This is a genomic window from Pseudomonas sp. NFACC13-1 (assembly GCF_900104425.1).
Taxonomy (GTDB): Bacteria; Pseudomonadota; Gammaproteobacteria; order Pseudomonadales; family Pseudomonadaceae; genus Aquipseudomonas; species Aquipseudomonas fluorescens_AA.
Window position 1 is genome coordinate 21,505 of the sequence record NZ_FMXV01000034.1, and the last position, 11,898, is coordinate 33,402.

General features: G+C 61.2%; 10 protein-coding genes. 5 read left to right on the forward strand and 5 right to left on the reverse strand.

Features of this window, described 5'->3' with window-relative positions:
* Positions 1-102: 102 nt before the first annotated feature.
* A complete protein-coding gene (locus BLQ55_RS27880; RefSeq protein WP_092258678.1) occupies positions 103-1,002 on the reverse strand; it encodes a homocysteine S-methyltransferase family protein in 900 nt (299 codons plus the stop codon).
* A 113-nt stretch (positions 1,003-1,115) separates the two neighbouring features.
* Between BLQ55_RS27880 and BLQ55_RS27885 the strand changes: the two genes are divergently transcribed.
* The 3 genes from BLQ55_RS27885 (at position 1,116) to BLQ55_RS27895 (ending at position 5,293) form a co-directional block, all read left to right on the forward strand.
* Positions 1,116-1,937, forward strand: a complete 822-nt coding sequence (locus tag BLQ55_RS27885) for an ABC transporter substrate-binding protein (protein WP_092258681.1) — start codon at positions 1,116-1,118, stop codon at positions 1,935-1,937.
* Positions 1,934-2,767, forward strand: coding sequence for an amino acid ABC transporter permease (locus BLQ55_RS27890; protein WP_060739974.1), 834 nt, complete (start codon positions 1,934-1,936; stop codon positions 2,765-2,767). The genes BLQ55_RS27885 and BLQ55_RS27890 overlap by 4 nt, the downstream gene beginning before the upstream one ends.
* A gap of 480 nt (positions 2,768-3,247) precedes the next feature.
* Positions 3,248-5,293 (forward strand): autotransporter domain-containing protein, encoded by a 2,046-nt coding sequence (locus BLQ55_RS27895; RefSeq protein WP_371128554.1) that lies wholly within the window; start codon positions 3,248-3,250, stop codon positions 5,291-5,293.
* A gap of 197 nt (positions 5,294-5,490) precedes the next feature.
* Here the strand turns inward: BLQ55_RS27895 and oadA are convergent, their stop codons facing one another.
* Positions 5,491-7,299 (reverse strand): sodium-extruding oxaloacetate decarboxylase subunit alpha, encoded by a 1,809-nt coding sequence (oadA, locus tag BLQ55_RS27900; RefSeq protein ID WP_072407549.1) that lies wholly within the window; start codon positions 7,297-7,299, stop codon positions 5,491-5,493.
* A gap of 13 nt (positions 7,300-7,312) precedes the next feature.
* Complete coding sequence (locus tag BLQ55_RS27905) at positions 7,313-8,728, reverse strand: acetyl-CoA carboxylase biotin carboxylase subunit (RefSeq protein WP_025216234.1); 1,416 nt, start codon at positions 8,726-8,728, stop codon at positions 7,313-7,315.
* Positions 8,729-8,915: 187 nt separating this feature from the next.
* On the opposite strand from BLQ55_RS27905, the gene BLQ55_RS27910 reads away from it, so the two are divergent.
* Entirely contained in the window at positions 8,916-9,878 is a 963-nt protein-coding gene (locus BLQ55_RS27910) for a LysR family transcriptional regulator (RefSeq protein WP_092200361.1), read from the forward strand.
* Here the strand turns inward: BLQ55_RS27910 and BLQ55_RS27915 are convergent.
* The gene (locus tag BLQ55_RS27915) at positions 9,820-10,029 is read right to left on the reverse strand and encodes a PA3496 family putative envelope integrity protein (RefSeq protein ID WP_092200358.1); all 210 of its coding nucleotides are present in this window, start codon (positions 10,027-10,029) and stop codon (positions 9,820-9,822) included. The genes BLQ55_RS27910 and BLQ55_RS27915 overlap by 59 nt on opposite strands.
* Positions 10,030-10,259: 230 nt before the next feature.
* The gene (gene hexR / locus BLQ55_RS27920) at positions 10,260-11,126 is read right to left on the reverse strand and encodes a transcriptional regulator HexR (RefSeq protein WP_003187110.1); all 867 of its coding nucleotides are present in this window, start codon (positions 11,124-11,126) and stop codon (positions 10,260-10,262) included.
* 428 nt (positions 11,127-11,554) lie between these two features.
* Here hexR and BLQ55_RS27925 point away from each other — a divergent pair, with 428 nt between their 5' ends.
* The gene (locus tag BLQ55_RS27925; protein WP_092200355.1) at positions 11,555-11,869 is read left to right on the forward strand and encodes a hypothetical protein; all 315 of its coding nucleotides are present in this window, start codon (positions 11,555-11,557) and stop codon (positions 11,867-11,869) included.
* Positions 11,870-11,898 lie beyond the last annotated feature (29 nt).

Here is an 11,898-nt window from a genome sequence, read left to right on the forward strand (position 1 = left end):
AGCGTGGCTAGGCAGCCTGGCGAAAAACGTAATCCAACGTGTCGCCCTCTATCGATGGCCGTGGGGCCGGCCTGGCGTGAGGGCAGTTACCCGCCAGACGGCTCAGCCCAGTTGCTGCGCCAATACCGCAATATGCTCCGGCCCGATCCCGCAGCAGCCGCCCAAATGGCTGGCCCCGCGCTTGCGCCAGTCCGCCGCCCATTGCAGGTAACCCGGTGGATCGAGGTCTTCGCGCAGCGGGTCCAAACCGTCGTTGGCGGTCGCTTCTTTGGGTTGCGGCGGAAAGGCGTTGGCATAGGCGCCGATGTGGATCGCCACGCCCAGGCGCTCGAAGGTTTCGCGGGCAGCGTCAATCGCCGCGCCGATCACTTCCGGCTGGCTGCAGTTGAACAGCAGCACCTCGACGCCCAGTTCGGCCGCCACCGCCGCGGCCTCTGCCACCGGTTCGCCGGAGCGCAGGCGCGGCACTTCATCGGTGTCTTCGTCTTTCAGGGTGAACGACAGCCAGAACGGCTTGCCGTCCTTCGGCAAACCGGCGTGAATCGCCCGCGCTTCGACCGTGGAGCTTTGGGTCTCGGCCAGCCACAAGTCGATATGGGGGGCCAAGCCGTTTACCAGGGGCGTCAACAGTTCACTGGCGCGGGAAGCGTCGAACAGGTCCGGCCGATAGGAACCGAACAGCGGCGGCAACGACCCGGCCACGCGCACCGCTTTGCCTGAGGCCTGCACCGCCCGCTGCGCCAACTCGCCAGCCAATGCGGCCAGGGCCTGGCCTTCGGCGGCGAAACGCGCTTCGCCAATATGGAACGGCACCACCGCATAGCTGTTGCTGGTGATCACGTTGGCGCCGCTGGCAATGTAGGCCGCGTGCACGGCCTCTACCGCCTGGGGCGCTTCGCTCAAGGCCAGGGCCGACCACTCGGGCTGGCGGAACGGCGCGCCCCGGCGTTGCAGTTCGCGGCCCATGCCGCCATCGAGAATGACTGTCGTTGCTGCGCCCATATGCGATTCACTCATAAGCTTATGAAAAATACTCACTACCGGAGTTGTTCTTATAACTATTTAATACGCACCATTCAGAGAACTACAACTTATTTTTCTAACAGGCCCCTCACATGAAACGACAACCATTGCTGGCCTTGGGCCTGACGCTGCTGGCCGCCTCTTCGCAAGCGTTTGCCGGTGCCACACTGGATCGCATCGAACAGAAAAAAGAACTGGTCGGCGTGTTGATGGAAAGCTATCCGCCCTTCTCGTTCCTCAACGATCAGAACCAGCTCGACGGGTTCGACGTCGACGTGGCCAAGGCCGTCGCGCAGAAACTGGGGGTGAAGCTGCGCCTGGAGACGCCGTCCTGGGACGTGATCGCGGCCGGTCACTGGAGCGGGCGCTATGACATCTGCATTTGCTCCATGACACCGAGCAAGGCCCGCGCCGAAGTGTTCGACTTCCCGGTGCAGTACTATGCTTCGCCCGCGGTGATCGTGGTCAACGCCAAGGACGACCGTATCCAAGGTGCCAAAGACTTGAGCGGCAAGAAAGTCGGCCTGACCAGCGCCTCCAGCTACGAAAGCTACCTGAACAAGAACCTGGTGATCGAAGGCGCCGAAGATACCCAACTGAGCTATCCGTTCGAGGACGTGCAGGTCGCCCCGTACGACACCGACAACGTGGCGTTCCAGGACCTGGGCCTGGGCGCCGGGGTGCGCCTGGACGCGGTGCTGACCAACCTGGTGACGGCCCAGCCGCGCCTGACCGAAGACAAGCGCTTCAAGCTGGCCGGCCAGCCGCTCTATTCCGAACCGAACTCGGTGGCCATCGAAAAAGGCGACGCCCAGTGGGACAGCAAGGTGCGTGAAGTCTTCGCCCAGTTGAAACAGGACGGCACCTTGAGCAAACTCTCGCAAAAATGGATCGGCGCCGACATCACCCAATGACTTCTTTTCCACCCCCTCAGCCACCGCCATCGGTGGCTGAGTCACGCCTGCAGAAAATCTTCGGTTTCCGCACCCGGCTGTATCTGACCTGGGCGGCCATGCTGGTGCTGTTCGCGAGCTTTTTCCTGAGCTTCGACCTGAAGTTCTCCATCATCCTCGACAAACTGCCGAACCTGCTGGGTGTGCACCTGGCACCCAATGGCTTTCTGCAGGGTGCGGTGCTGACGTTGTTCCTGTGCCTGTGCTCGATCGTCGCCTCGTCATTACTGGGCTTCATCACCGCCCTGGCGCGGCTGTCCAGCAGCGCGGTGGCGTTCGGCATCGCCAGTTTCTACGCGTCGTTCTTTCGCGGCACGCCCCTGCTGATCCAGATCCTGCTGATTTACCTGGGCCTGCCACAACTGGGCGTGGTCCCGGGCGCCATCGCCGCCGGGATCATCGCTCTGTCGCTGAACTACGGCGCCTACCTGAGCGAAATCTTCCGCGCCGGCATCCTCGGCGTCCCCAACGGCCAACGCGAAGCCTCCCTCGCCCTGGGCCTGAGCGAAACCGTGATCTTCTGGCGCGTCACCCTGCCCCAGGCCATGCGCACCATCATCCCGCCGACCACCAACCAATTCATCTCGATGCTCAAGGACTCTTCCCTGATCTCGGTGATGGGGGTCTGGGAGGTGATGTTCCTGGCGCAGTCCTATGGTCGTTCCAGCTATCGCTATATCGAGATGCTGACGACGGCGGCGATCATTTACTGGTTGATGTCCATTGCGCTGGAGCTGATCCAGGCGCGGATGGAGCGGCATTATGGGAAGGCGTATCTGAATAACCGCTGAGCCGTTGCCAGAGTCGCCGGTATGACTCACCCACGGCCCGGTACAAAAACCTGTGGGAGCGAGCTTGCTCGCGATAGCGGTGAGGCAGTTTGCGGTGATGTTGGCTGTGCCGGCGTCATCGCGAGCAAGCTCGCTCCCACAGGAAATACGCGTTCGTTCCTGACCATGCAACGAGCCTAGGCGAGGTGCCTGCTCCGTCAAACGCCGGTCAAATAGAAAGGTCCGTGCGGGCTGTAAGGCAAAGCTTCGAACCATGAAAGCCAACGAACCGCCACGCTGATCACAGCATGAGCAGCCTACAGATTTCATCCGCTGAATCTTGCCCGCGGCGAGAAAGTGGCTGGCATCGCCGCCCAGGTGGAATTTTTAAAGTGCGACCTCTTCCATCAGAGGTCCCATTCGATGCCTACCCAACACCTGTTTCTGCCCCAGCATCTCGCGCTGGCAATTGCCTTGGCACTTGGTTGTGTCGAGGTTTCGATGGCACAGTCCGTTGACGGGCCACCCCGTCCATTCGAAACGACCGCCGAAATGCAGGCTCGCCTCAAGGCGTTCGCAGCTACGCCGGGCATCCATATCAAGCGGGTCACCAACGCCCAGGAAATGCCGCTGTCGCAGGACGACGGCGACGATCTGGTGCTTGTCAGCAGGCAGGGCGAACTCGTCGGGCTCACCGACGGTGGCGGCGGTGCCAATGTCTTGCAACTGGAGATCGCCAAAGGCGGCGAGTTAGGCGAGATACGCAATATCCAGGATGTATATTTGAAGCGAGGCGAATGGTCAAACGGCAAGGATTTCGACAGCCGCAGCCTGATTGATTCGAACGCCAAATTGATCAACACCGGCCGTATCGGTGGCGCGGTTCACGTTCTGGGTGAGTTCGCTAATCAGGGCTCCGTCGCCGGGCCGGTCTTCGTGGGGAAAAAGGCCAGGTTCAGCGGCAGCGGAACGGTCGACGCGCTGGACGTGGCGGGCTCGATGGAAGTCGGCCCTGACATGGGCGCCCCTTCAGTGGTCAACGACCTCAGGTTTTCCAAGGGCGCGACGCTGGTCTATGGCGTCGACGCAAAGAAAGGCAGCGCCACGATCAAGGTCGGCGGTACCGCTATCCTGGACAATGCCATCTTGAAAATCGCAGCCGTACCGGACGAATACATCGACACGAGCAGACACATCGTGATCGACGCGGACAAGGTCGAGGGGGAATTCGGGAAGATCGTCAATGACCTTGCGTACATGACGGCGACAGTGGACTACACCACAGGAAAACAGGTCGGCCTGACCTACACACGTAACAATGTCCCGCTCGAACAGGCCGCGACCACTGATAACGGCCAGGCACTTGCAGCCAGCATCCTGGCGCCGGCCCCAGAACCCGTCGTCACGACAACGGCCCCAAAACCGCCAGCCACCACCGAGCCGCAACCCCACCCCATCACACCCAAGCCCGCGGAACCCGCAAAAATCGCCAGCGCCACGCCCACGCCCGCCAGCCAAGCGCAAACCACCCAACCGGCCCCCAAGCCCAACGCCGCCATCAACGCCCTGCTCGGCAGCAACCTGGTCACTGCCGCCAATGCCCTCGACCAGTTGAGCGGATACGACACCGCCGACCTGGGCAACGCTACCCTGAGCAGTGTCGCGCCCATCAGCACCGGGATACTCGCGGCCATTGGCCAGAACACTTCGCAGGGCACCCATGGCAATGGGCAGGCCTGGGTCCAGGCCATCGGCAACAGTGGCCGCATCGGTAAGCATCTGGACGACTACGCGCTAAAGCATTCGACAACAGGTTTGCTGCTGGGAACCGACTGGGCGATCAACCCGACTTGGCGCCTGGGGGTCATCGGCGCCAAGAGCGAGACGCGGCTGGACGGTCATCGATTCGAGGGTCGACTCGACAGTTGGCATGTCGGTGCCTATGCCTTGCGCCAGGATGGGCCGCTGGCGCTACGCCTGGGCGCGGTGTATGGCGATCACGACGGCAGCACCAAGCGCCACGTGGCTTTCAACGGTTTCAGCGATCGGCTCAAAGGTCGTTACGACGCCAACACGCAGCAGGTCTTCGGGCAAGTCGGCTACAACCTGGACGTCGGGCATTTCGATATCGAGCCCTATGTCCAGTTGGGTTACCAGCGCTACCAACGCGATCGCTTCACGGAGAAAGGTGGCGACGCGGCGCTGCGGTTCGAGAGCCAGACCCAAGACCACTCCACCAGCGAGCTGGGCCTGCACCTCGCCCGCCCCTTCGTTCTTGACCAGGGAGCGCGGTTGACGCCGCGCCTGAATGTCGGCTGGAAACACCTCTATGGCGACGTCCGAGGCAGTTCTCGGCAGCGCCTGGTCGGCGGCGGCAAGACCTATACCGTCGAGGGCATCGAGCTGGACCGGGACAGCTTGCTCCTGGAAGCCGGCCTGGACCTGGCCGTTTCGCCACGACACACCTTAGGGGTGAGCTACCAGGGTGAAACCGGCCAGGACAATCGCAACGGCGCGCTGATGGGGCAGTGGCGGATGATGTTCTGACTATCCGGGTGATAGCGCCGCCATTTGTGTGGGAGCGAGCTTGCTCGCGAAAGCGTCGGCACATTCAACATTTTTGCTGACGGTCACACCTCTTTCGCGAGCAAGCCCGCGCCCACAGGGGGACTGCGGAAAATTGGGCAAAAAAAAGGGGAGCACATGCCCCCCCGAGGTTAAAGCGTTGTATCGAGGCTATTAACTCAGCCTTCGATCTCGATCAGGATCTCGCCCGGGTTGACCCGGTCGCCCTTGGCCACATGAATGGCGGTGACCTTGCCGGCGATGGCCGCCTGCACTTCGGTTTCCATCTTCATGGCTTCGGTGATCAGCACCGCTTGGCCGGCCTTCACCACGTCGCCTTCCTTGACCAGGACATCGACGATGTTGCCCGGCATGGTGGTGCTGACATGGCCCGGCGCGGTGGCTTGCTTGCGCTTGCTGCTGCCGCCGCTGACAAACTCGTTGAGCGGTTCGAACACGACCTCTTCCGGCATGCCATCGATGGACAGGTAGAAATGACGCTTGCCTTCGGCCTTGACGCCCACACCGGTGATGTCGACGCGGTAGGTTTCCCCGTGAACGTCGATGACGAACTCGGTCGGTACGCCTTCGCCACCCGCGGAGCTGACGCTGCCCGCCTCGGGGATTGGCAGCAGCACTTCCGGGGTCAGGGTGCCAGCGTCGCGTTCTTCGAGGAACTTGCGACCGATGTCAGGGAACATGGCATAGGTCAGCACGTCCTCTTCGGACTTGGCCAGCGCACCGATTTCGCCACGCAACTTGGTCATTTCCGGCTTGAGCAAATCGGCCGGACGCACGTCGATCACCTCTTCGCTGCCGATGGCCTGGCGACGCAGCTTTTCACTCACCGAACCCGGCGCCTTGCCGTAGCCGCCCTGCAGGTAGAGCTTCACTTCGTTGGTGATGGTCTTGTAGCGTTCGCCGGCCAACACGTTGAAGAATGCCTGGGTGCCGACGATCTGCGAGGTCGGGGTCACCAGCGGCGGGAAGCCGAGGTCTTCGCGCACCCGCGGGATCTCCGCCAGCACTTCGTTCATCCGGTTCAGTGCGCCCTGCTCTTTCAACTGGTTGGCGAGGTTGGAGATCATCCCGCCCGGTACCTGGTTGACCTGGACGCGGGTGTCCACTGCGGTGAACTCGCTTTCGAACTGGTGGTACTTCTTGCGCACGGCGTAGAAGTACAGGCCGATTTCCTGCAACAGCTCCAGGTCCAGCCCCGTGTCGAATTCACTGCCTTTAAGGGCCGCGACCATGGATTCGGTGCCCGGATGGCTGGTGCCCCAGGCGAAGCTGGAGATCGCGGTGTCAATGTGATCGGCACCGTTTTCGATGGCCTTGAGCTGGCACATCGCGGCCAGGCCGGCGGTGTCGTGGGAGTGGATGAACACCGGCAACGATTGCTCGGCCTTCAGCGCCTTCACCAGTTCGCCGGTGGCATACGGGGTCAGCAGGCCGGCCATGTCCTTGATCGCCACCGAGTCGCAACCCATGGACTCCATCTGCTTGGCCTGGGCCACGAACGCCTCGATGGTGTGCACCGGGCTGGTGGTGTAGGCGATGGTGCCCTGGGCATGCTTGCCGGCGGCCTTCACCGCTTCGATGGCGACCCGCAGGTTACGCACGTCGTTCATCGCATCGAAAATCCGGAACACGTCGATGCCGTTGACGGCGGCCTTGGCCACGAACGCCTTGACCACATCATCGCTGTAATGGCGGTAGCCCAGCAGGTTCTGGCCGCGCAGGAGCATCTGCAAACGAGTGTTGGGCAGCGCCGCACGCAGTTGGCGCAGGCGCTCCCATGGGTCTTCCTTGAGGAAGCGCACGCAGGCGTCGAATGTCGCGCCGCCCCAGACTTCCAGCGACCAATAGCCGACTTTGTCGAGCTTGTCGCAGATCGGCAGCATGTCTTCGGTGCGCATGCGAGTGGCGAGCAGCGATTGGTGGGCGTCGCGCAGGATTGTGTCGGTAACAAAGATCTTCTTGGACATGGTCATACTTTCCTTACAGGCCTGCGTGGGCGGCAATGGCGGCGGCGATGGCCAGGGCCAGCTCTTCGGGTTTGCGCTTGATCGAGTAGTTGGTCAGTTCAGGGTGGCTTTCAACGAAGCTGGTATTGAACTGGCCGCTGCGGAATTCCGGATTTCGCAGGATCTCCTGGTAATACGCGGCGGTGGTCTTGACCCCCTGCAGGCGCATGTCATCCAAGGCTCGCAGGCCACGGTCCATCGCTTCTTCCCAGGTCAACGCCCAGACCACCAGTTTCAGGCACATCGAATCGTAGAACGGCGGAATGGTGTAGCCGGTGTAGATCGCCGTGTCGGTGCGCACACCCGGGCCGCCAGGGGCGTAGTAACGGGTGATCTTGCCGAAGCTGGGCAGGAAGTTGTTTTTCGGGTCCTCGGCGTTGATCCGGAACTGCAACGCGAAACCCCGGTGCAGGATGTCCTCCTGCTTGACCGACAGTGGCAGCCCGGAAGCGATGCGGATCTGTTCGCGAACGATGTCGATACCGGTGATTTCTTCGGTGATGGTGTGTTCCACCTGCACCCGAGTGTTCATCTCCATGAAGTACACCTCGCCTTCGGCGAGCAGGAACTCCACGGTGCCGGCATTCTCGTAGCCCACGGCCTTGGCCGCGCGCACCGACAGGTCGCCGATGTAGGCGCGCTGCTCGGGCGTCAACTGCGGGCTCGGGGCGATTTCGATCAGCTTCTGGTTGCGTCGCTGGATCGAGCAATCACGCTCGAACAGGTGCACCACGTTGCCGAAACTGTCCCCCAGGATCTGCGCTTCGATGTGCTTGGGGTTAACGATGCATTTTTCCAGGAACACTTCCGCCGAACCGAATGCCTTGGTGGCTTCGGAGATGACCCGGGGGAAGGCCTGTTCGAGTTCTTCACGGCTGTTGCAGCGACGGATACCGCGACCGCCGCCGCCAGACGTGGCCTTGAGCATCACCGGGTAACCGATCCGATCACCTTCGGTCAGCGCCTCTTCAATGCCCGATACGTTGCCTTCGGTGCCTGGCGTGACCGGCACACCGGCCTTGATCATGCTGCGGCGCGCTTCGGTCTTGTCGCCCATGCGGCGAATGACTTCTGCCGACGGGCCAATGAATTTGATGCCGCGTTCAGCGCAGATGTCCGCCAGTTCGGCGTTTTCCGAAAGGAAACCGTAACCGGGGTGCAAGGCATCGCAGCCGGTTTCCACCGCCAGGTTCACCAGTTTGCGCGGGTTGAGATAGCCGGCCAGCGGATCGGCGCCGATGCTGTGGGCCTCGTCCGCGCGCTTGACATGCAACGCATGACGGTCCGCGTCGGAGTAGACCGCGACCGAGCGAATGCCCATCTCGGCGCAAGCGCGCACGATGCGGACGGCAATCTCACCGCGGTTGGCGATCAGGATCTTTGTTATCAATTGGAGGTTCCCTTGAGCCGGTGATACCACGGCCTGAGGTCCAGGCCGACGCGTGACCAGATGTAACAATTGGTCGCAGCTCCACACTAGTCCTGGCTGTGGATTAACAAAAATGAATAATTATTGGGTCATGCATAAGCAAAGACTTATAGTTGCGTTACCCGCCCCACCCCAGAGTACCTAGAAAATGCGTAAGTCATTGATGCGTATGACATTGCGTCAATTGCAGATTTTCAACGAGGTGTGCGACCTGAGGTCATACAGCCGTGCAGCCGACGAAATGTCTCTCACACAACCGGCCGTTAGCCTACAGATTCGATCCCTGGAGGAGCTGATTGGTCAGCCGCTGTTCGAGTATGTCGGCAAGAAACTCTACATGACCGAAGCCGCAGAAGCCCTGCAACGTGCCAGCCGAGACATCTTCGGGCGCCTGGAAAACCTCGATATGCAGCTCTCGGACATGCAGGGGTCGCTGCAAGGCCAATTGAAGCTGGCGGTGGAGTCCAGCGCCAAGTACTTCGTCCCGCACCTGTTCGCCGCGTTCAAGCGCCAGCATCCGGAGGTCAATCTGAACCTCACGGTGGTCAATCGTGGCCAGGTCATCCGACGCCTCTCGGACAACCGTGACGACCTGGTGATCATGTCCATGGTGCCCCAGGACATGGGCCTGGAGTTCCTGCCCTTTCTCAACAATCCGATCGTCGCCGTGGCGCCGCCCGATCATCCGCTGAGCCACCTGGGTCCGCTGCGCTTGCAGGACCTGGAGCCCTACACGCTGCTGTTGCGCGAACCGGGGTCCGGCACGCGACTGGCCTGCGAGGAGTACTTCAAGGAGAAACGGGTGCATTTCACCCAGACGCTGGAAGTGGCGTCGGCGGAAGCCCAGCGCGAATGCGTGGTGGCCGGGCTGGGCGTGGCGCTGTTGACGCGCCACGCCGTGAGCCGGGAGTTGTCGTCCGGCGCACTCATCGAGTTGCCGGTGGAGGAATTGCCGCTGTACCGCAGTTGGTGCCTGGTGCAGGCCAGGGCCAAGCGCCTGTCACCGGTGGCCCACGCCTTCCTGGCGTTCGTGCGCGGCGAGCGCGCTCAGATCATTGGCCTGGTTGAGCGTTTCGACGGGAAGCCGCCGACGATGCCTGCCAATAGTTGAATTCTGCCACGTCAGGAAATTCGCTGATCTCGGCCAGGAGCTGGCGCTGCTCATAGCGGTCTTCGATGGCACGACGGAACGCCATGCGGCGCTGATCTTCCTGCTGACGACGGGTTTTGACGGCGCTGCGTTCTTCGTAGGACTGGGTCATGTCGAGACTCCCAAGACGTATACGGGAGTTTCACGATGAAGGCGCGCGATGACCGTTTGGCGGCGCGGGGGTTACAGAACGATGAATTCGGGCGGATGACACCCTGTGGCAAGGGAGCTTGCGTAAACCTGCCAATGCGGCGTGTCTGGATAAGCGTTGGGGTCGCTTCGCAACCCAGCGGGAGCAAGCTCCCTCGCCACAAAAGCCCCTCAACCCAAAGCTCGGGACTTTTAGTCGTCCAGCGCCTTCACCGACTTGGGCGATAGCCGCAGGCTGCGAAGGCTGCGCTTCACGCTCTTGAGGTGGTTGACCAGGCTCGGGCCACGGGCCATGGCGACGCCCATTGCCAAGACGTCGATCACCACCAGGTGGGCGATGCGCGAGGTCAGCGGCGTGTAGATCTCGGTGTCTTCATGCACGTCGATGGCCAGGTTCACCGTGGAAAGCTCCGCCAGCGGCGTCTGGCTCGGGCACAAGGTGATGAGCGAGGCACCGCTTTCACGCACCAGGTTCGCGGTGATCAGCAGATCCTTGGAACGCCCCGACTGGGAAATGCAGATCGCCACATCGGTGGGTTTCAACGTCACCGCCGACATGGCCTGCATATGCGGGTCGGAATAGGCTGCCGCCGTCAGCAGCAACCGGAAGAACTTGTGCTGGGCATCGGCCGCCACCGCGCCCGAAGCGCCGAAGCCATAGAACTCGACACGCTGGGCCTGGGACATGGCCGTGACGGCTTTCTGCAACGCCACCGGGTCAAGCTTCTCGCGAACCTCCATCAGCGTATGCAGGGTGGTGTCGAAGATTTTCAGGCTGTAGTCCGCCACCGAGTCATCTTCATGGATCGCAAACTGACCGAAGCTCGCCCCGGCGGCCAGGCTTTGCGCCAGCTTGAGTTTCAGGTCCTGGAAACCCGAGCAACCGATGGCCCGGCAGAAGCGCACGATGGTCGGTTCGCTGATGCCGACGCTGTGGGCAAGATCGGCCATGGAGCTATGCATCACGGCCGCGGGATCGAGCAGTACGTGATCGGCGACTTTCAGCTCCGACTTGCGCAGCAAGTGGCGTGACTGGGCGATGTGTTGCAACAGGTTCAAGGGGCTGGACTCTTGTTATGGGCAAATGCCGGGATGTAGCAAGCTTGTAGTTATACTACAAGAATTGGCGCTTTGCCCGTCCAAAACGTAACTGGATTGCCGCGCCGCCCCTTTGTTTTGGCCGAGGATCGCCAGATGTAGCAGCCTGTGCCTTGCGCAAACCCTCTGCGTCGCCGCTCCACGGGTCCCCAGGCGTGACCTGAGCCCTGGCTGGGGAAAACCGTCTATTCAATCGCCGACTATTTGCTACTTCCCCAACAACATACTCCGGCGGTCATCGATAACATGACCAACGAAGCACCTGACAACTCACTCGGCAACTAACGTCTTCTTACAATACCCATCTCAATTTTCCAGACACTATCAAGTCAAAGTCGATATATTGGCTCCCGCAGGACGCAATCAACTTAACTACAGGAGTTACTCACATGAACATCACAACCAAAGATTGGACCGCACAAATCGATCGCATGCCAGGTGCCGCGTCGTTCCGTACCTTCGGCACTGTAACCGTACCCCACACCGGCATTACGCCAACGCTGGTACGGAGCCCGATGCAGGACAAGTCCTTTGATCTGCGACTGGAGTTGAAACTTGAATCCTCCAATGAAGTTTCACTGCCGGTCATCACCGACAAAGTCGTCGAATACAAAGTACCCGGCGAGTCTCATGTCAGCGGCGTGAGCATTTTTTTCGAAGGGCAGTTGCTGCATCACATTGATGAAGTACTCGTGACCAACTAAGCGCATGTTAACAACTTCCCGCCAGACAC